20 protein-coding genes are annotated in these 21,726 nt (G+C 34.0%); 15 read left to right on the top strand and 5 right to left on the bottom strand.

All coding sequences use genetic code 11. The features are described from left to right. On the top strand, positions 1-1,401 hold a 1,401-nt coding region (locus tag FI695_05820; GenBank protein ID MQG51479.1), incomplete at its 5' end, for a leucyl aminopeptidase. Between the two features lie 13 nt (positions 1,402-1,414). Further along, positions 1,415-2,683, top strand: coding sequence for a tRNA (N(6)-L-threonylcarbamoyladenosine(37)-C(2))-methylthiotransferase MtaB (gene mtaB / locus FI695_05825; protein ID MQG51480.1), 1,269 nt, complete (start codon positions 1,415-1,417; stop codon positions 2,681-2,683). Here mtaB and FI695_05830 read toward each other — a convergent pair. Next, on the bottom strand, positions 2,680-3,528 hold the full coding sequence (locus FI695_05830; protein MQG51481.1) for an MBL fold metallo-hydrolase: 849 nt from the start codon (positions 3,526-3,528) through the stop codon (positions 2,680-2,682). The genes mtaB and FI695_05830 overlap by 4 nt on opposite strands. A gap of 318 nt (positions 3,529-3,846) precedes the next feature. Here FI695_05830 and FI695_05835 point away from each other — a divergent pair, with 318 nt between their 5' ends. From FI695_05835 to FI695_05870, 8 genes are all read left to right on the top strand, one after another. Continuing rightward, positions 3,847-4,671 carry an alpha/beta hydrolase gene (locus tag FI695_05835; GenBank protein ID MQG51482.1) on the top strand — a complete coding sequence of 275 codons (825 nt, stop codon included), beginning with the start codon at positions 3,847-3,849 and terminating at the stop codon, positions 4,669-4,671. A 3-nt stretch (positions 4,672-4,674) separates the two neighbouring features. Then, positions 4,675-5,043 carry a J domain-containing protein gene (locus tag FI695_05840; GenBank protein MQG51483.1) on the top strand — a complete coding sequence of 123 codons (369 nt, stop codon included), beginning with the start codon at positions 4,675-4,677 and terminating at the stop codon, positions 5,041-5,043. Continuing rightward, positions 5,030-5,221 (top strand): hypothetical protein, encoded by a 192-nt coding sequence (locus FI695_05845; protein ID MQG51484.1) that lies wholly within the window; start codon positions 5,030-5,032, stop codon positions 5,219-5,221. Before FI695_05840 ends, FI695_05845 begins: the two co-directional genes overlap by 14 nt. Positions 5,222-5,257: 36 nt before the next feature. Beyond that, complete coding sequence (locus FI695_05850; protein MQG51485.1) at positions 5,258-5,965, top strand: rhomboid family intramembrane serine protease; 708 nt, start codon at positions 5,258-5,260, stop codon at positions 5,963-5,965. A gap of 19 nt (positions 5,966-5,984) precedes the next feature. Beyond that, the gene (locus FI695_05855) at positions 5,985-6,842 is read left to right on the top strand and encodes an isocitrate lyase/PEP mutase family protein (GenBank protein MQG51486.1); all 858 of its coding nucleotides are present in this window, start codon (positions 5,985-5,987) and stop codon (positions 6,840-6,842) included. A 111-nt stretch (positions 6,843-6,953) separates the two neighbouring features. Beyond that, positions 6,954-7,916, top strand: coding sequence for an ABC transporter permease (locus FI695_05860; protein MQG51487.1), 963 nt, complete (start codon positions 6,954-6,956; stop codon positions 7,914-7,916). Between the two features lie 24 nt (positions 7,917-7,940). Further along, positions 7,941-8,918 (top strand): ABC transporter permease, encoded by a 978-nt coding sequence (locus tag FI695_05865; GenBank protein MQG51488.1) that lies wholly within the window; start codon positions 7,941-7,943, stop codon positions 8,916-8,918. A gap of 140 nt (positions 8,919-9,058) precedes the next feature. Beyond that, positions 9,059-9,742, top strand: a complete 684-nt coding sequence (locus tag FI695_05870) for a DinB family protein (protein ID MQG51489.1) — start codon at positions 9,059-9,061, stop codon at positions 9,740-9,742. Here FI695_05870 and FI695_05875 read toward each other — a convergent pair. Beyond that, positions 9,734-10,684 (bottom strand): TIGR01777 family protein, encoded by a 951-nt coding sequence (locus FI695_05875; protein MQG51490.1) that lies wholly within the window; start codon positions 10,682-10,684, stop codon positions 9,734-9,736. The genes FI695_05870 and FI695_05875 overlap by 9 nt on opposite strands. 107 nt (positions 10,685-10,791) lie before the next feature. On the opposite strand from FI695_05875, the gene FI695_05880 reads away from it, so the two are divergent. From FI695_05880 to FI695_05890, 3 genes are read left to right on the top strand one after another with little or no spacing between them, the layout of a single operon-like run. Next, positions 10,792-11,697: a helix-turn-helix domain-containing protein gene (locus tag FI695_05880; protein ID MQG51491.1), complete on the top strand. Its 906-nt coding sequence runs from the start codon at positions 10,792-10,794 to the stop codon at positions 11,695-11,697. A 53-nt stretch (positions 11,698-11,750) separates the two neighbouring features. Next, positions 11,751-12,440: an ABC transporter ATP-binding protein gene (locus FI695_05885; protein MQG51492.1), complete on the top strand. Its 690-nt coding sequence runs from the start codon at positions 11,751-11,753 to the stop codon at positions 12,438-12,440. A gap of 10 nt (positions 12,441-12,450) precedes the next feature. Further along, positions 12,451-16,029 carry an FtsX-like permease family protein gene (locus FI695_05890; protein MQG51493.1) on the top strand — a complete coding sequence of 1,193 codons (3,579 nt, stop codon included), beginning with the start codon at positions 12,451-12,453 and terminating at the stop codon, positions 16,027-16,029. 1 nt (position 16,030) lies between these two features. Here FI695_05890 and msrA read toward each other — a convergent pair whose 3' ends face one another. Continuing rightward, complete coding sequence (msrA, locus tag FI695_05895) at positions 16,031-16,579, bottom strand: peptide-methionine (S)-S-oxide reductase MsrA (GenBank protein MQG51494.1); 549 nt, start codon at positions 16,577-16,579, stop codon at positions 16,031-16,033. 84 nt (positions 16,580-16,663) lie between these two features. Between msrA and FI695_05900 the strand changes: the two genes are divergently transcribed. Next, positions 16,664-17,821, top strand: a complete 1,158-nt coding sequence (locus tag FI695_05900; GenBank protein ID MQG51495.1) for an FAD-dependent oxidoreductase — start codon at positions 16,664-16,666, stop codon at positions 17,819-17,821. Positions 17,822-17,826: 5 nt separating this feature from the next. On the opposite strand, the gene FI695_05905 is transcribed toward FI695_05900, so the two are convergent. Beyond that, positions 17,827-19,479 (bottom strand): thiamine pyrophosphate-requiring protein, encoded by a 1,653-nt coding sequence (locus FI695_05905; protein MQG51496.1) that lies wholly within the window; start codon positions 19,477-19,479, stop codon positions 17,827-17,829. A 119-nt stretch (positions 19,480-19,598) separates the two neighbouring features. Between FI695_05905 and FI695_05910 the strand changes: the two genes are divergently transcribed. Next, a complete protein-coding gene (locus FI695_05910) occupies positions 19,599-20,498 on the top strand; it encodes a nucleoside hydrolase (protein ID MQG51497.1) in 900 nt (299 codons plus the stop codon). Here FI695_05910 and FI695_05915 read toward each other — a convergent pair. Then, positions 20,495-21,676, bottom strand: coding sequence for a mandelate racemase/muconate lactonizing enzyme family protein (locus tag FI695_05915; GenBank protein ID MQG51498.1), 1,182 nt, complete (start codon positions 21,674-21,676; stop codon positions 20,495-20,497). The genes FI695_05910 and FI695_05915 overlap by 4 nt on opposite strands. Positions 21,677-21,726: the final 50 nt, after the last annotated feature.

Below are 21,726 nucleotides of genomic sequence, written 5' to 3' on the forward strand. Positions count from 1 at the left end.
ACCGGAACAATACACACTCTTACAGGTGGCAAAATTTCGAGACTTATAAAATCTGGTGAAATAACGGGGAAAAAGAACGAAATTACCATCATTCATACTTTTGGAGAATTTAAATTCGAGAGAATAATTGTTTGCGGATTAGGAAAACAAGAAAAATTTAACTATGACTCTATTCGTCAAGTTATGGCAATTGCTATGCGGCAATTACGAAAGATCAAGATAAGTAAAGTAGCTACAATTTGTCACGGAGCTGGTATTGCAGGATTAGATCCTAAATTATGTGCCGGAGCTATTACTGAAGGAACACTGTTAGGAACTTATCAATTTTCTAAATATAAATCCTCATCAATTACTGAAACAATTGAAGATTTACAAATAATTGAAAATGACGATCAAAAAGTTCAACTTATTGAAGATGGTATTAATGATGGCTTAATATTAGCAGAATCTGCCATCATTGCTAGAGATTTAGGAAATGAGCCCGGCAATATTCTTCCTCCAAGAGAGCTTGCTGATAGAGCTAAGGGTTTTTCAAGTGAGATTAGTTTAGATTGTACGATTCTTGATAAATCAGAAATTCAAAAATTAGGTATGGGGGGTATCTTAGGGGTATCTGCAGGAAGCCATGAAGAGCCAAGATTGATAGTAATGGAACATGTTGGTGATCCTAGCTCAGCCGAAAAAATCGCACTATGTGGTAAGGGTATAACTTTTGATACGGGAGGTATTTCTCTAAAGCCCCCACTAAATATGGGAGCTATGAAAGGAGATATGGCGGGTGCAGCAGCAGTAATTGGTGCAATGATTGCTATTAAAAAATTGAATCTTCCTATAAATGTTTTAGGAGTTGTCGCTTCTGCAGAAAATATGCCTGGAGGTGGTGCTATGCGTCCTGGAGATATTATTACCATGATGAATGGAAAACATGTTGAAGTTGATAATACCGATGCTGAAGGACGGTTAGTTTTAGGAGACGCTATTGAATACTCCATACAGCAAGGATGCACATCAATAATTGACGTTGCAACATTAACTGGTGCAGCTGTGGTTGCTTTAGGAAATGATTCTGCTGCAGTAATGGGTAATAACCAGGAGCTTATTGATCAACTAATAGCTACTTCTATAATTACTGGTGAACAATATTGGCAACTCCCGATATTTGATAATTATAGAACTCAATTAGATAGTATATATGCAGATATGAAAAATACAGGTGGTCAACCAGCAGGTAGTATTACTGCTGGGAAATTTATTCAAGAATTTGTGGGAGATACACCGTGGATTCATTTGGACATAGCAGGTATGGCAAGATTAGCATCAACAAAAGATTATAAAGTTGCTGGACACACAGGTTTCGGGGTTAGGTCTTTAGTAAGTTTAATTGCCACACTATCTAGATAACATAGGTATTTAATTGAATATATATATTGAAACACATGGATGTAAATTAAACCAAGCAGATACACAAAATATTTCAAACGAATTTTTGCGTAAGGGATTCTATCTGACTGATAATATTATAGATGCAGATGCATGTATTATTAATACTTGCACCGTAACACATATTGCAGATAGAAAGGCTCGTAATGCTTTGAGAAAAGCTAAAAGTAATAATCCTAATTGTTTAATTATAGCAACTGGATGTTATGCGGAATGGGCCCATGAAAAATTAAATAATATGCCTGAAATAGATTTGGTTTTGGGTAATTCCTCAAAAAGTGATTTAGTAGAAAATGTTATTAATTTACTAGATCAAAATAACAACGAAGTAAATACTTTTTCTCTGTCTACTATCGGTCAAATCCATAGGACAAGGGCGATGCTGAAAATTCAAGAGGGGTGTGATCAAATTTGTGCTTATTGTATTGTTCCGACAGTTCGTGGGAGAGAGAGAAGTGTGAGTTTAATCGATCTTATAAATAAAATAAATCAGCTTTCATTAGAAGGTTACAAGGAAGTGGTACTAACTGGAACTCAATTAGGCACTTATGGTTTTGAGTTTACTAATATTAACCTTCCTATATTGATTAAGTCCATTTTGAGAGAAACTTCAATGGAGAGAATTCGACTTTCATCAGTTCAACCACAGGAATTTTCTGTAGACTTATTAAGTTTGTGGGAAAATGAACGATTGTGTCCGCATTTTCATATTCCTTTACAAAGCGGTGATGATTATATACTTAAAAAAATGAGAAGACGTTATACTTCGGAAGAATTTTTAAAGTCATTGGAATTTGTAAGAGAAACAATACCAAGTGCATCAATAACTACTGATATTATTGTTGGTTTTCCTGAAGAAAACGAAGATATGTTTCGAAATACAATTCTAACTTGCAATGATGCTATGTTTTCAAAAATTCATATTTTCCCTTATTCCAGAAGACCTAGAACATCTGCGTATTACTCAGATAGTTTCGTGGATAATAAAGTAATAAAAGAGAGGTCAAAACGCCTTGAAACACTTTCTAGGCAGTATCAACAACAATATCTTAATGAGTTAGTAGGGACCTCTCTTAAAGTTTTATGGGAAAATGCTAAAGTTATGAATTCTGAATTGTATTGGACGGGTCTTTCAGACACCTATTCCAGAGTTTATACTAAATCTGAACAACTACTTCAAAACTCTATCTCTTACATTAATATAGATCGTGTAGAATCTGATTATCTTATTGGAACTGTTTAGTTATTAGTTCCAAATTGGATAGGCCTAAATAAAGTAGACCCTTTTCTTGTTTCAATATACCCGGATTTTGGATCAACACCGTGAGAAAAAACAATTAACCAACCTTCTTCTTCGGCTTTAGTTATTAATGACTCTTTGCCATATAATGTTTCTTCAGGGAATCGGTCTATTGATGAAATTAATCCTTGGTCAAGATGCATATGAGTTGGAATTAAATCGCCAAGATATGCAATTTTTTCACCACCATAATTAATTAGAACTACCTGGTGTCCACTGCTGTGGCCTCCTGTAACCTTGACTGATATGCCTGGAACTACATTTTGATCCCCATCTAGAAATTCTATTTGATTTCTTTCTTCTAAAGGCAAGAAATCATCTTGATGGTAGTAATGTTTTGTTCGTTCATTAGGAGAAATAGCTTCTTCCCAAGCATTCCTTTGAACATAATATTTAGCATAAGGGAAAGTAGGTACAGCTTCACCTGATCTATCAATTCGAGTGCTGCCGCCAGAGTGGTCAAAGTGTAAACTTGTTAATATAACTGTTGATACATCTTTAGGGTTTATTCCGCGTGATTTCAGTTCTCTATTTAAACGACTAGCGCCAAGGCCATAACTACTTTTAACTGGCTCAGGTTCTTTTGTGCCTATGCCAGTATCGATAAGAATACATTCTTTTCCATTTTGTATAAGTAGACAGTTTAATCCTAAACTTACCCGGTTTTTTCGATCGACTGCGGTCATTTGATCCCATCTAGATTTAGGTAGTTGTCCGAATATAACTCCACCATCTTCCTTATAAGTTCCGTCACTAATAATTGAAACCTGAGTTACACAAGACCTCATTGCAATCTCCTTTCCAAACCTAAGGTAATTGTTAAAATTTTTAACAAAAGACCTTGATATTTAGCAAGTTACAAACCATTAAAACTTGCTAGAAAAACATTTAATTTACATGATAAAATCTACAAACAAAATGTAATTCCTGAGAGGTTATCATGCTGTAAAATAATGATCAAGTTATTAGATACAGTTTTGGTAAAGTTTCTTTTTTGGTTCGATTAAACAGAAATAATTTATTAGTTTTGTTATTTTTTCTTTACCTTGAATAGGATAAAATTATACCTTCATTTTAGAATATATATAGAAAACAAAGGAATAAAAATGGGAATCAATTTACCTCGAGAGAGATATATAAATTCAGATAATATAAACATACATATTGTAGAATGGGGAGATCCTAAAAACCAACCTTTAATTTTGTTACACCATGTTAGTAGTCAGGCTAGAACTTGGGATAGTTTTGCATCGTCTATGAGTGATAATTTTTATGTTATAGCAATAGATATGCGAGGCCATGGCGATAGTGATTGGGCTAATGAAGGAGAATACACTACAGAACATTATGCTTATGATGTTGAACAGATAGCAAATAATATGGGTTTAAAAAACATAATAGTTCTTGGAGGTTCATTAGGTGGCAGAGTAGGGTTGGTTTTTGCTGCAAAAAATCCTTCTTTGGTTCATTCAGTAATTATGGAAGATGTAGGTGCAGTAAGGCCTGCTACAATAGCACAAGGTTTTGCTGATCGTATAGCCTCAGGAGATCCTGAATTTGCAAATTTAGATGAGTGTGCGAATTCTTTAAAAGGTAACAATACTTTAGCTCCATACTCTGTTTTTCAACATCAAGCAAAATACTTAACGAAACTTAATGAGCAAGGCAAATACATATACAAACGAGATCCAAATATACAAAAAGACTTTGTTCCTTTAGATCTTTGGGAGTATGTAAAAATTTTACAAGCACCTTTATTATTATTGATCGGTGATCAAAGTTCTATTGTTGGAGAAGATCAACAAAATATTTTCAAAGAGTTGTTACCTAATATTGTTATAAAAGTTGTGAAAAATGCAGGCCATATTATTGTACATGATAACTTTGACGCTTTTACGAGTGAGGTAGTAGAATTTATAAAAAGTATTTAAAAAATGGTATTGGTTATGGAGATAGTTTTAAGCATGTTTAGATTTATTATTATTTACTGGGTTCTTGGAAAAATATTTCAGTACCTATTTGGAAGAATGGGCAAATCTGGTTATAGTAGCAATTATAATAGGTCAAGAACAGGATTTGGATTTGCGCCAAAAGACCCTTATAAAGTATTAAATATTTCTCCATTTTCGAATGATTCAGAAGTTGAAACTGCTTATAAAAAACTTGTAGTACAATTTCATCCTGACAAAACCTTAAATATGGGGCCAGATTTAAGGAAACTATCTGAAGATAAAATGAAAGAAATTAATGCAGCCTATGACGATATAAAAAAACAAAGGAAGAAGTACAATGCCAAATTCTAATTATGATGAGTTAACCGTCGCAGATCTTAAGGTTTTTTCAAAAATAACGGGTATAGATATTACTGAGGACCGAATAGAAAATACAATTAAAGATGTTAATAGAATAAATCAGAATTTTTCCGAAGTAGATATTTCTAGCTTGGGGAATATTGATCCTGCATTTACTTTAAAGTTGTAATTTATTAGGGTTAAAATTAATCATAGAGATTGAAAATTGTTACCAGTATCAGATCCAGATTTAATTGTTCGAAAAACAGCTTATGTTAATATAGCATTCGTAGCGATTTGTTCAATAGTTTTCTTATATGAATTGTTAATTGGTACTATGGGTAAATTTGTATTGTTTTATCAATATGGATTGTTACCTTCTGAAATCGTTACAGGAAATAGCTTGCAAATATTAGATACAGGTATAGCCTCATATAAAATAGAAACACCTTTTTCTGATTTAATTACATTTATAACTTCTATGTTTCTTCATGGCGACTTTGTCCATTTTGCTTCTAACATGGTTTATCTTTGGGTATTTGGAGATAACATAGAAGATAGATTTGGTCATGTTGGCTATGTAGTTTTTTATATTACTGCAGGGATATTTGCTTCAGTTTGCCACTTATTAACTGATTTGGCCTCACAAAACCCAACAGTTGGAGCTAGTGGTGCAATAGCTGGTGTATTAGGTGCATATTTTGTATTCTATCCCAATAGCAGGATTAATACACTTGTTTTTACTTTTTTTATCACTGTAATACAAATAAAAGCTCTATGGTTATTAGGATTTTGGATGCTTTTACAATTTTTTCAGACTGCTATTGGTAGTTCAGGTGTTGCATATTGGGCCCATATAGGTGGATTCATCTTTGGTGTATTAATAGCTTATTTATTAAAGAATTTTAAAATTAAATTCAGATCAAAATCTTGAAATGATGAAGGAGAATTGAATGAACGACACAGAAAAAAGACTAAAATTTCGAGAGATAATGAAAAGGGAGCAAATTACACGACCAGCTTCAATTCATGACTCCATTTCAGCGAATATAGCAGATCATTATCAATTCGAATTAGGAATGTTTGCAGGCTCTATTGCGTCTGCGACAGTTTTGGGAGCTCCTGATTATATTTTGTTAACTATGGATGAATTTGCTGACCAAATACGAAAAATCACAAGATATTCTAAATTAGCTGTTCTCGCTGATGCTGATCATGGTTATGGAAATGCAATGAATATTTCTAGAACTACTGAAGAGCTTGAAAATGCCGGTATTTCTGCATTTACTATAGAAGATACCCAATTACCTCTACCTTATGATGCTTCAAATAGTAATAAATTAATTGATTCTAATGAAATGGTAGGCAAGATAAAAGCTGCATTAAGTACAAGGCAGGATAGTACTATGTCCATTATTGCAAGGACTAGTGCAATAAATTTTGTAGGCATAGATGAAGCAATCAAAAGGGTAAAGAAATATTCCCAATTAGGTATAGATGGGATATTTCTTACTGGTGTTGATTCTGTGGATACTTTAGCTGCAATTTCTTCTGTCACTAACCAACCATTAATATTGGGTAGCGCTCCTTCTTTTGAAAAAGTTTCAGAAGAGGATTTGGCTAAAAAATATAATGTAAGAATAATTTTAGCTGGCCATGCGCATTTTTATGCAGCTATGAAATCACTTTATGATAGCTATGGTAAACAGGCCAATGGCCAATACACTGAGATTGAAGTTTTAGACCAAGATAAGATTGATTTATTTACTAGAAAACAGTATTACGACACGATTACTAAAGAACTAATGTAATATATATGTGGAATAGAATTCAAACTCCATAATTTTATTGACATATTAAGTATAAAAAATTAGTCTTAAGATTAGCTTTTAAATTGAAATTTTATTTGTTAAGGTTTTAAAATGCGTGGATATATTATAAAAAGATTATTACTTGGTATACCTACAATATTGGGAGCAATGCTACTAATATTTACAATTATGCGGGTAATTCCAGGTGATGTTGCAGTTCTTATTGCTGTGGGTGGTAGTGAAGGTGAAGAAGTTGTTGCCGAGGAAAAAGTAGAAAAAATACGAGTTCAGTTAGGTTTAGATAGACCTGTTTATGAACAATTTGGTGAATGGGTATGGCAGGTCGCAACATGGGATTTGGGAGACAGTTTTATTTTACGGCAGCCTGTTACAGAGATGTTGGCGCGCAAATTACCCATGACATTGCAGCTAGGTCTTATGGCCTTATTGCTCTCATGGATTATCGCTATTCCTATTGGTATTTTAAGTGCAGTTAAGCAAGATACTCCATTGGATTATATCCCGAGATTCATAAGTATTATAGGTTTAGCTATCCCAAATTTTTGGTTGGGTATTTTAATTTTAACATTTGCCGCAGCTTGGTTTAATTGGTTTCCTCCAATAATTTATCAAACCCCCTGGGACGATCCAGTAGTAAATATGACGCAATTATTTTTTCCTTGTTTGGTATTAGGAGCTTCACAGGCTGCTATTCAAGTTAGAATGATGCGAACAACAATGCTAGAGGTACTTCGTGAAGATTATATCCGAACAGCTAATGCTAAAGGTTTAAAGAAAATTAGTGTTCTTTGGCGTCATGCTATGAAAAATGCCTTAATACCAGTAGTTACAATTTCAGGCAGTCAATTAGCTAATTTGATTGGTGGAGCATTGGTAACAGAAACGGTATTTAATTTGCCAGGAATTGGTGCTGCAACAGTAGACGCAGTAAGACTAAGAGATTATCCAGTAATACAAAATTTTGTGTTAATTATTACTACGGGACATGTCGTGGTAAATTTATTCATAGATCTCCTATACGGCTGGCTTAATCCAAGGATACGTTATTCATAAAGTATAAGAATATTAGGTTTATATATGTCGATAAATGCAAAAACATCAGAACAAGAAATCGGAATCGAGTTTAAGGTTTCAAAATTTAAATTGTGGAGACAAGGCTTTATAAGGTTTTGTAAAAATAAGCCTTTTGGGGCAGTTGGTGGATTTATAGTGTTTGCAGTGGTTGTAATTGCAGGCATTTCATATATAGAAGAATTGATAAACGATTGGTTTATTGATCCAAGTAAGGGAGAAGAATATTTCAAAATAATTTCACTCCATGATCCTCTCTATATGAATATTTTTCAAAAATTTGATGCTCCATCTTGGAAATATTGGTTAGGTACAGATGAGTTTGGAAGAGATTTGCTAAGCATGACAATAGCAGGCTCTCAGATTTCAGTTTATGTAGGTTTTGTTTCTGTTGTTATCGGTACAGGTATAGGTGCCTTTTGGGGTTTAATTAGTGCATATTTAGGTGGTTGGTTTGATTTAATCAGCCAACGTTTTGTTGATATAATGCAAAGTATCCCAACTCTAGCTTTTGCTTTGGTTATAATTGCATCTTTTGGTTCTAGTTTAAACAATGTGGTTTTAGCTATCAGTATTGGTTTAATTGGTGGCTCAGTTAGAGTGGTAAGAGCTCAAGCTTTATCAATTAGAAATACAACATATATTGAATCTGCGTATTCAATAGGCGCCAGTTGGGCTAGAATAGTATTTAGGCATATAATGCCCAACTGTATAGCCCCTTATTTAATTATTGCTACAGGTTCATTGGCAGCTGCAATATTGTCGGAAGCATCTTTGAGCTTTTTAGGAGTTGGTGTTCCACCTCCAGATCCTTCTTGGGGGCGAATGTTGGCGGGACAGGGTAGGCATTATTTAACTGTTTATCCTTGGTTATCATTTGTTCCAGGATTAGTAATGACAGTAGTTGTTCTGGCATTTAATATGTTTGGTGATGCTTTAAGAGATATTTTAGATCCACGACTCAGAGGATCTGAGAGACGATAATAGATAATCACTTTTATAGCTAATGTTTGAAAAATGGAGTTGATATGGAAGTCAAAGTTTTTTTTAGACAGGGTTGATTTACTTGCGGTAGGACGAAAGAGTATCTTTCGCAAAACAATATTGATTACATTCCTATGGATGTGGCAAAAGATCCACAAGCTTTAAAAGAATTAGACGATTTGGGGTTAAAGGTTATACCTGTTACAACTATTACTTTAGCTCCTGGTACTAAATCTTTTGGAGATAAAGTAATAATAGGATTTGATCGCGCTTCTTTATCTGAAGCTTTAAATTTAGGAGAAGTAAGTATAACTGATTCTGATGCTGAGTGGATGTTAGGCAAATTCATGAAAGTACTATCTGCGGCTAGAAGAGCAACATTGCAAATTCCAGACGATTCTATTGATTGGGTTTCTCCTGAACGTGATAGAACACTTAGACAATTCACCTTTCACCTTTTTGATAGACCTTATATGATGATTTCTGCATATGAACAAGGTGAATATAAAGCAGAGGACCGTCAAAGGTATATAACTGATGCTTTAAAGACTCAAGATGTACGATCTATAGTTGAATTTGGGGAGTCGGTAATTAATAGAATTGAGAAATTTTTCGAAAATATTCAATTAGAAGTCCTTAAAACTCCAGTAAAAACTTACATGGGAACTATGCCTTTAAATCAGTTAATGGATTTGGGGTTAGGGCACTCTGTACATCACTTGAAACAATTATATTTTTACATGAGCAAACTCGATATCGTACCTGACAACCCACTTACCGAAGAAGACTTTGATGGAATTTCAGTTCCTTCCGAGTTATTCTAAGTTCAAATTTTTCTTTATCGATTGTGCTAACAATGGATATTTACAGATAAATCCTGTTTGAAATAGTTTAGAAGGGTTTATTTTTCGGCTATATAGAACCTCTGCAGACACTCCTCCTAAAATTATTTTTATGGCTAATTTGTATAAGTTACCTAAAAAAGGAATCCAGGTAGTATTCGGTCTATGTAAATGTTTAGAAAGAGTACTCACAAATTCTTTTTGTCTTACAGGATTTTGAGTGGTTACATTAAATGTACCAGTGTGTTTATTTTCTATGAAGAAAGCAATGCAATTGTATATATCTTCAATATCCATCCAAGACCACCACTGGTTACCGGTTCCAAATTTTCCTAAAACACCAAATCGAGAAGGCAAGAGCAATCTTTTTAACCCGCCACCATCCTTTCCTAAAACAATACCAGCTCTAAGGATTACGTTTCGAATATTATTAGGCAAATTTTCAGTAATTGAATTTTCTGACTCTAATACAAGATCAGCTAACCATTCATTACTAATTTCAGAATTTTCATCTAGCTCCTTTTCTCCTGAATCAGGATAGCAACCAATGCCACTGATCATACCTATAAATGTATTGATTTTATGATCAGACAGAGATAGAGAGTTAATTAAATTGCGAGTTCCTAAAACTCTACTCTCGTATATTTTATTTTTTTTGGACTTAGTCCATCGTCCAATTATCGGGGGCCCGACCAAAGGTTCTCCAGCTAAGTGAATAAGAATTTCTGAGCTTTCTAAACCTTTCAATTCAAATTCGGGATCTTTTGGGTTCCAGGGAATGTAATCAACCTTAGGTATTGGGTTTTTAATATGATTTGGATTTCTTGTAAGAATTACAACTTGATGATTATTTTCGACGAATTTAGTAGTTAAAAAATTTCCTATGAATCCTGTTCCGCCTGTTAATGCAATATGCATATTCATCCCCTAATCTTTACAGAAAAAGTGATTTAATGTAGATTATAAATCACTAATGTTTAATTATATGTTATAATAATTCTACATTGTATTGGATAATTTAATCAAGCTGAATGTCTGAGGTGCATGTGACATCCCTATCAAATAGTGTCAAAAATAATGAATATAATTTGTCTCGCTATATTACCCTAGCTGTTGAAGGTGAGATTGATCAGGTAAGCGAACTTGTTGATTCTTATATTAATGATGGCAAAAGTGTTAAAGACGTTTTGTTGAAGATGTTTATGCCTTCATTAGTTAATATTGGTGATTTATGGAAGAAAGGGTTGTTAAATATAGCAGAGGAGCATTTAGCTGTAACTGTTACCCTCTCTCAAATTGAGAGATTAACACAATCGCTAGTTCCAAATGGAGAAATTATTGGAACTGCTGCTATATGCACGCCAGTTGGGGAGAAACATTTTATAGGTCCTAAGGTTGTTTCTGAATTAATGAGACTTTCAGGTTGGAATGTGCACTTTCTGGGTACAGAAATGCCCCCAGAGGATCTCATACAATTTCTTGGAGAAAAAGAAATTGATTTATTAGTATTATCAATAACTTTGGAAGAAAACCTACCTGCTGTTTTAGAAATAGTCAAAGCGGTAAAATCAATGGATAAATCTGTAGTAACTATGCTTGGTGGCTCCGGAGTTGATAATATAGATGAAAACTTAATAAGCGATGTGGATATAATATCATCTGATGTTTCAAGCGCTATAATCGAAGCTTCACGCTTGGTTTCATCAACTACTTTAAACGGTAATTTAGAAGACTATCTTTCTTTTATTGGTGAGAAAGTCAAAAGAACGAGAATATTAAAGGGCTGGAATCAGCAAAAACTTGCTGACGAATCTGGTCTCGACAGAACTTATATAAGTTCTGTCGAAAATGGGAAACAAAATCTAACATTAGGTGTGCTTTTGCGAATTGGCAATGCATTTGGTATAGATATACAAACGTTAATAAATCGTGAATAAGATTGTTATAATTTAAAGTTAATTTTTAGTGAAATTAGAAATGAGGATTTGTAGTGTCTAATAATGAAATAATTGTTGCTAACAATGTCTACAAAACTTATCAATCCAAAGATGTAAAAGTCGAGGCGCTTAAAGGTGTTTCGTTATCCGTTAATCAAGGTGAAATCGTTACCATTATGGGGCCTAGTGGTTGTGGCAAAACTACATTGTTAAATTGTCTTTCTGGACTTGATGAAATAGATTCAGGAGAAATTATCATAAGAGACTCAGATATAACTCAGATGTCGGATAACCAGCTGACAAATTTCAGGGGCAAAAATATGGGGTTTGTATTTCAAGCATATAATTTATTACCAGTGTTAACTGCGCGTGAAAATGTCGAATTACCTTTAGTATTAGCTGGCACTTCACAGAGTAAGTCCAAAAATATAGCCGAAGATCGCCTTGATTTAGTTGGACTTGCCGATCGATATACTCATTTACCTACTGAATTATCTGGAGGAGAACAACAAAGAGTTGCAATAGCTAGGGCATTTGCAAACGATCCTGCCATCATATGGGCTGATGAATTGACAGGTAATTTAGATTCTAAGACACAAGATGAAGTAATAGATTTAATAAGAAAAATGAACAAAGAAAACAATCAGACTTTTATTATTGTTACTCACTCTGATGAGGTTGGTTCTATTGGCCATAGAACTATACGTATGAGAGATGGATTAATTGAAGATGATGGAAAATAGAGACTTATAAATGGAAGAGTTATTTGGCGTAGATATAGACATATTAGCTGGTGTATCAACTAGTATAATGATAGTAGCTGTATTAATAGTTGCTGTGCTGGGATTCAGGAATAAGTTACTAGTAAAAATGGCAATTAGGAATATTCCACGTAGACCAGCTCAATCAGTAGTTATCATGTTTGGTCTAACTTTAAGTACAGCAATAATTTGTGCGGCTTTAAGTATAGGTGATACCGTTACAACTTCAATTCGGTACGCTGTTCTTCAAGGGTTGGGTAATTCAGATATATACATAACTTCAACGCAATCATCTGTTTTTGGGGACAATTACCTTGATAAAGAAGATTTCAATACAATCAAGTCTAAGACAATTCAATACGATGAAATTGATGGTTTTGCCCCATTTATTCGCGAAGATTTTTCTGTATATCTTCCTGCAACAGAAAAAACAAATTCACAAACATTAATTCTTGGACTGGATAAAGAATACTTAAGTGGATTTGGGGATATTAATCTACCTGATGGAAACACTTATTCTCTAGCTCAATTAGGTGAAGGAGAAGTTGTCATATCTGGTGCTCTTTCCTCAAAAATAGATGCTGAAGTTGGTGACATATTAAATATAGTAACACCTACAGGTAAATATCCTTTTGTGATAACTGTAGTTGCTGCAAGAGGAAATCTTGCTGCATCTGATCCAAGAGTCCTTATGAACATATCAGAGCTCCAAACAATACTCAATAGACCCGATCAATTTAATAATATCGCAATTTCTACGACTGGTACTCAAGACGAGGGTATTCAAAGATCAAAGGAATTGAGTGAAAAATTGTATTTAGCTTTTTCAAATAAAGAGATGGCTGCTGATATATTTAATATTCTTTCAACAACTGAAGTAACTGACTCTCTGAGCAAATATATTTTGGATAATGAAAATTTACCTCAGAATATAAAAGATGATATTGATAGTTTAACTACGGAACTAGATTCAGGCACAATGAGTGATGAATTTATAAAATTAATGGGGGATCAAACAAATCGTGGGGTAGTTTTAGGTGCGTTAGAAGATGCAAAACTAACTAATGAAATACAGTCTGTTGGGCCATTATTATACACATTTCAAGATTATAATGTAGATCCTATTAAATATAGATTAAATGAATTAGCTAATACAGTCGGAACATCTATAACTACATTTTTTAGTATTTTTGGAACGTATTCTATAACAGTAGGTTTATTATTAATATTTTTAGTGTTTATTTTACTTGCAGCTTCGAGAAGCACAGAGATGGGAATATCCCGGGCTATAGGTATGAAGAGAACTCATCTCACTCAGATGTTTACTTTTGAAGGAACAGCATATGCTTTAGCTGCAGCATCTCTTGGTACACTTATCGGGGTTCTAGCTAGTTATTCTTTAGTATCGATTGGATTATCCGCCCTTAGTAGTGAGGATGACGGATTTGTGATCAAATATTCCTTAAATATAAGAGCATTAGCCTTAGCATTTTCATCTGGAATGTTATTAACATTTATAACTGTTGTGATTTCCTCTTATCGTGTCAGTAAGCTCAACATTGTAGTAGCTATTAGGAACTTACCTGAACAGTTTGCAAAAGATAAGCAAATATCAACCAAAACCTTATTCTTGAGTTCAATTAAATGGTTACTAGGACCAATATATCTTGCACTTATTATGCTTCGTGACAGAAGAGTACTTACAATGACTAATGTCATCTTAGGTTTGATTTGGATTGGATTAATCTCTTCGGTTGTAGCTCCTGTTTTACAAGATACAACTGTGGCAGCTCAAGCAGTACAAAGTGGAATTTTTTTATGGTTATTGGTTACATTATGGAAATTACTCACTATTATATTGAGATTCTTTAAAACCGGTTGGCCACTGTTAATTTTAGGTCCAATTGTACTGTTCACAGTTTTTGGATTAGAAAATGCACCCGTGTACAAGGATGCTGCATTATTCGGTTCAGGAATTAGCTTAACATTATTAGGTATAGGACTAACCATAAGATGGATGTTAAATTACACATCTTTACTTCCTAGAGTTATAGACAGGTTATCAGCAAGTATCACAGGTTTAACCTTGGCAATCTTCTGGGGTATGCCTTTCGATACACTGGAGAGTATAACTGGGAAACTGGAAGATTCTCCACTTACATTTGTATTGCCTGGTCTTTGGTTGGTGGTTTCAGTTATGACAGTTATCATGTACAACGCTGAAATTATAGTCTGGGTAGGCAACAAAACATTTGGAGTTATCAGTAGTTTTAAAGCAGTATTTAAGATTTCTGTTGCTTATCCTATGGCATCTCGTTTTCGTACTGGTCTAACAGTTACTATGTTTGCATTAGTAATTTTTACCTTAGTAATATTCGCTACCTTAAATAACCTTGGAAATGAGATACAAGATAATCCAGAAAGAGTTAGTGGCGGATATGAGATCAGGGCAAATATTAATAGAGAAACTCCTATTGAAAATGTTTATACCACGATAAACAATTCTGATATAGTTGTGTCTTCAGATTTCGAAGTTATAGCAAGTCAAACAAACTTTAGAGCGCAAGCTCGCCAAGAAGGTACAGATAATTCTAGATTTAAAAATGCTTCTATAAAAGCTCTTGATAATCCCTATTTGGAAACAAATCTATTGCAAATTACTCACTATGATCCAGCCTATGGTACTGATTCTAGAGCAATTTGGAATGCTTTAGCTAATGATTCAACTCTAGCTTTGATACGTGGCGATGCTTTATCAACAGCGAATCAAGGTGGCCCAGGTGCTCAATCTTCAGACGCTTTTAGATTAGATGGTGTAGAAGCTGCTGAACAAGGAGAAATGACTAGTCAATTTATTGAATTACAATTACCTTTGGGCCAAGGTGTTTATGGAGATGTCGTCAAACGAAGAGTTATAGGAGTAGTAGATCCAATAGCTGGTGGATTAGATGGATTTGAGGGACAAGGTAGTTCAACTATTTATACCAATACCAAAATAGTGCAAGACATTTCACCAATTGATATCACGCCAAATGTTTATCGATTTAAATTAACTGATCCTTCTCAAGATGAGGAAATAGCAAGAAAACTCGAAACTGTTTTCTTAGAAAATTCTATGCAAGCGACAGCAATTGTTACCCAACTTGCCGAGCAACGAGAACAGGATGATGCGTTTAATCTTCTATTTCAAGGCTTTCAAGGCTTAGGTCTAATAGTAGGAGTAGCAGCTTTAGGTGTTATATCTTTTAGGGCAGTGGTTGAACGACGAAGAGTTATTGGAATGATGAAAGCAATGGGCTATTCACGCAAAATGATACAATATCAATTTCTACTCGAATCAGCGGTTATAGCGATACTAGGTTCAATCGTAGGAATAGGTTTGGGCACTCTAGTTTCTTGGAATATAGTTCAAGAAATTAGAAAAACCGTAGAAGATTTAACATTTGAAATGCCATGGATTAACCTTATTGGAATTACAACAATTACTGTTTTATTTGCCCTTATTGCAACGTGGGTCCCTGCTAGACAAGCTTCAAAAATCTATCCTGCCGAAGCTCTAACTTATGAATAGTTTATTTTGGTTGGTTTTGTAAGAGGAATTTCTGCAATTTAGGATTTATTATATAGATGCAATAGGGATTCATAGGATTATTTGCAAAGTAATCTTGATGATAATCCTCTCCGGGATAAAATATATCAAGCTCTGATATTTGGGTTACAATGGGATTTTCAAAAATATTATTTTCTGTCAGCATTTTAATTTTATTACTCGCAATATTTTTTTGATTATCATTGTGGTAAAAAATTTCTGATCTATATTGAGTGCCTGTATCAGGGCCTTGTTTGTTCAAAGTAGTAGGGTCATGAATATCAAAAAATATATCTAATATATTTGAATAACTGATCACATTAGGATCATATTCTATTTGTACAACTTCAGCATGTCCTGTATTTCCACTACAAACTTCTTCATAAGTGGGATTTACAGTTTCCCCTCCAGCATAACCAGATATTATCTTATTGATACCTTGGACTCTAAGGTAAATCGTTTCTAAACACCAAAAACATCCTCCACCGAGTGTTGCTATTTCAGTTTGTGCGTTATTTTTTTGTCCCACCATGATTGAATCCTTTGAATCGTGTAAGTATTTTTTGTAGTATAATGAAGTAGTTAGGTGCTTGCAATAAATTAATAAGGCTGATTTATGACGCTCAATAAAAACCAGTATGAAGTTGTCATTATTGGAGGCGGAATTGTTGGATGTGCTACATCCTATTTTTTAGCTAAACAAGGTGTACGTTCGTTAATTTTAGAAAAAGATACAGTAGCAGGTCATGCATCGGGATTTGCTTTAGGAGGACTAAATCCTTTAGGAGGGTTTGGGATACCAGGACTGCTTAGTGAATTCAGTTTAAAATCCTTTGATCTTCACACTGATATATATCAAGAATTGTTTGAAAATACCGGAATAGATACCGAGTATGATACTCATTTACATATTACCTTAGCTATGTCTGACCAAGAGTCAGATGCAATTAAAAATAAATTAAAATGGCAACAAACAGTTAATAAATTTAACGTTGAATGGAAATCAAAAGACGATATATTAGCTATTGAGCCTAGAATTTCTCCAAATATAATTGGTGGTTCCATAATACAAAATGTTGCAACTGTTGATCCATATAAAAATACATTAGCTTTTTTAATGGGTGCAGAAAAACTAGGTTCGCAAATAAAATATACAGAAGTTATATCAGTAAATTTAGAAAAAGAAGGTTACTATAGAATAAAAACCAAGTCAGATAATCTCATTGCCGAAAAAGTTGTTTTTGCTATGGGGCCTTGGACTCAATTCACAAAAGAATGGACTGGGATAGATCTACCTGTAGAACCATTACGTGGACAAATATTAAAAATGAAAATTGATGGTCCACCACTTACATACGTTTCTTGGGGATCAAATTATATCGTAACAAAATCTGATGATTTAATTTGGTTAGGTACTACTGAAGAACGTGTGGGATTTAATGAAAAAACCACTAATGATGCTAGAAAATCTATGCTTGACTCTGTTTTATCTCTTTTCCCGTATTTACTAGATGCACAAGTCGTTGGCCATACAGCTTGTTTAAGACCTTTAAGTCTTGATGGATTACCAATATTAGGACCTATAAAAGAGTTTGAAAATTTGATTGTTTCTACCGGTGGTGGGAGAAAAGGCATACTATATGGACCACTTATGGGGAAGCTTACCTCGGAATTGATTACTGGTACAAATATTGATATAGATATATCTATGCTTACTCCGAATAGAGTTTTTGAATATTCACAAGAATCAGATAATGATCCTTTTAGGTTTTAATCAAATCATGAAAAAGCTCTTCTATTAGAAAAGTCTTGTTCTTCACTTGTGATAAATTCCAATAAAGCAGCTTGGCCATTTTCTGTGGCAGATTTAGCTCTCATAAATGCATTTTGTATATCTTCTGGGTCAGTTACTTTTTCAGCCCATCCATCCATTGCTTTCGCAAGAGCAGTGTAGTCTCCTTTGAGGTCTCGAGTGTTATATATATCATGAGATCCTTGCATATTATTTATTTCTATAGCCATTGTATTGTTATTGAATACAACTGTAAGTGTTGGGATATTAGATCGAACAGCGGTTTCAAAATCTAAACCTATCATTCCAAATGCAGCGTCACCCATAAAGTTTACACAAAACTTCTCAGGCTCTGCTAATTTGGCACCAATAATTAATCCAAGCCCAGTACCTAATCCATGAGATTTCCCCCAACCAATATAAGTTCTTGGGCCGTTAGATTTATAAAAAGGCATTATTTGATCACGAGGGCTACCTGAGTCATGAGTAACAATTGTGTTGCTAGGATCAGTAACTTTCATAAACTCATTGATAACACGATATGGTGTCATGGGTACTTCTTTTGAATTTAGTTTATGTTCCCATTTTTTTAACCAATCGGTTTTAAGTTGGCTTATATTTTGCACTGTTTGATTATATTTATCTGAATTTGTATTTTTTTGTAAATCTTTAATTGCATCAATTAATTGTCGTAAAACCAATTTGCAATCTCCGATTACTGCATTTTTTATATCGTAACTTTTTGAAATATCTCTAGGGTCGTTTGTTATTTGTAGCAAAGTTTTACCTTGAGGAATAGTTGTTGTCATACCATGCTTTGTAAAACTTGTTCCAATTCCTAATACTACGTCTGATGTATCAATATAATGATATACTGCATCATTCATAACACCTGATGAACTACCGAGCGATAAAGGATGAATTTCAGAAAATGCACTTTTGCCAGCCATAGTTGTAGTTACTGCTATACCGGAAATCTCTGCTAATTCTTCTAATTCAAGAGTTGCTTCCGAATACAATACTCCTTGACCAGCGTATATAACAGGATTTTTGGCTCCTAAAAGAATCTTAGCTATTTTATCAATATCGGATGGATTTCCTTGAGAGATTATTGAAGGAGTAGTTGAATAACCTTTTAATAATTCAGCAGAAACTTCAGCTTCTCCTACATCTGTTGGTATTTCTACAAGTACAGGGCCAGGCCTTCCCATCCGTATATTAGCGAATGCTCTTCGCATCGTATCAACGACTTTCCCAGGATAATTAATTTGTTCTGCATATTTTGTGATAGACGCAAAACTTTCTATAGAACTAAAGTTGGGAAATATTCTATCTCGATCTGTCGGGTGCCCTAAAGGTAGTAATAACATTGGTACAGAATCTGAGTATGCAGTTGCTATGCCTGAATACGCATTTTCAGCACCAGGGCCATATTGCATTGCAAACACTCCCAATGGAGATCCATTATTTATCCTTGAAAATCCATCGGCTATACCTACTCCTGCACGTTCTTGCCGACAAATAATAGGTTTTATACCTATTTTTGCAGCTGATTCAATCATATTTGTTGTTGGGAATGCTGAAAGATAATTTATTCCTTCTATTTTTAATATTTCTGCAATTATATCTAAGGTTTTCACTGTTTAACTCCTTAATATAAGTCATATTTTTAAAATAATACTAGTAGTATTTCTTTGATAAATCTAGTAACTTTTTGTTACAGTTGTGGTCAATACTTAAAATAATTATAAGGTGAAAAATGAAACAACCAGTAATAATAGATTGTGATCCTGGAACAGATGATGCAATAGCACTGTTTCTGGCATTAAATAACCCGAATTGGAATATACTTGGTATAACAATTACTGGTGGAAATGCTTCTTTGTCAGATTGTGTAAAAAATGCGTTATATTTACTTGATGTAACAAATAATTCACATATACCTGTCATACCAGGCGCTTCTAAAGCAATCGTAAGGGAATTTAGATATGGATACGATTATCATGGTTTAAATGGCATGGGGTTGAATACTGATGGATATGAACCAGATTTCAAAGTAGATGCTATTAGTTTCATATCTTCTCAAATAGAAAAGAGTATTGATCCAGTTAAAATTATTGCACTAGGCCCTTTGACTAATATAGCTAATACATTCAAACAAAATCAAGATTTATTGACAAATATTGATGAAATAATTGTTATGGGGGGTGGGTTTGGAAAAGGTAATATCACGCCTTATTCAGAGTTTAATTTTTACAATGATCCTGAAGCAGCTAGTTTTGTACTAAATTTGAATATAGATATTACCTTAATTACTTTAAATTCGTTAGAAAATGTTTTCTTAAATAGAGAACAATGCAAACTTTTAATGACTGAAAGTTTATATGGGAAAGCGACTGACATAATATTAACTAAATGGTTTGAATTTAGGGGCGAATTAAGTAATAAAGGATATGAACCATGCGATGTAATAGCAGTTGCTGTAGCCACGATTCCAGATATTTGTGAATATCAATATGGTTCTGTGATTATTAGCTGTACCTCAGATGAACATGCAGGAGAATCTGATTTAATAATTGGACAAGGAAAAATTAGACATGCAATTAATGTGAATTTGAATAGATTTATAAAATTAATTCGTGATTCTTTTTCAAATTAGCTCACAAGGTGGCTTTTAATAACATTTTCATCCAATTCAACACCTAACCCAGGACCTTCAGGTATTTGAATAAATCCATCTTTAAATACGATCGGTTCTTTGAATATTTTTTTATGTAATGGGCCTTGATTTGCTTCAGTTATCATGAAATTTGGAGAACATGCAGCGACTTGTAAAGCAGCAGCAGCAGCTATAGGACCGCAGTACATATGTGGTGCAATTACGGCATAACTGGCTTCTGCAATCCCTGCGACTTTTTTCCCAACCATAATTCCACCGCACTGTCCAATATCAATTTGTATTATTTGCGCGGCTTGTTTCCTAATTATTTCTGAAAATTGGAAAATTGTAGCAAGTCTTTCACCAGTAGCTATAGGAATACTTGTATGAGCTGCCACTCTTGCCATTTCATCAATATTCTCTGGTGGAACTGGTTCTTCAAACCAAAAAGGTTGGTAAGGTTCTATAGCCTTAGCAACTCTAATAGCACTATAAGTAGTAAGCTGTCCATGGGTTCCAAGACCAACTTCTAATTCATTACCTACAGCAGATCTGATACTTTTAAATATGTTTTCACAATAAGTTATTTCTGATAAGCCAATATCCCTTGCCGGTCCTTGAATTGGGTGAAAAGGGTCAAATTTACAAGCCGAGTTACCGTTTTTTAATAAGTTTTCTGCAATTTTTCCAGCATTTTCTGCTTTCCCTTCTGGTATTGGAGGCATATAAGCATAAGCTCTTAGTTTTTCCCAGTATTTTCCACCTAGTAGATTATAAATTGGTTGATTAGTAGCCTTACCTACTATATCCCAAAGTGCCATTTCTATTCCTGATAAAATCATTCCGTAATGCATACTTGGTAATCGATAATCATGACGGCCTGCATACATGTCGTACCAAATTTTTTCGATATTAAATGGATCTTGACCTACAACAAAAGCTTCTACAGTTTCATGTACTAATTTTATTTGAGATTCAAATGTATGCCATGTCATATCACCAGTAAAAGAACTTCCAGTTACTTTTTCGCCGATACCTATAATTCCTTCATCTGTCATGAGTTCTAAAATCAGAAAAAATTTACCACCTACATACCATTTGATTGTTGGGTCTCCTCCACCTGATCTTTCTCCAGGTTCATTTTCAACAACATAGGTTTTTACGCCAGTAACCTTCATTTTTCTCTCCTTATATTATTACTAGAAGCAAACTTATTATAAACCATTAA

This window comes from SAR202 cluster bacterium (assembly GCA_009392515.1).
In the GTDB taxonomy this organism is placed as follows: domain Bacteria; phylum Chloroflexota; class Dehalococcoidia; order Lucifugimonadales; family UBA6952; genus UBA6952.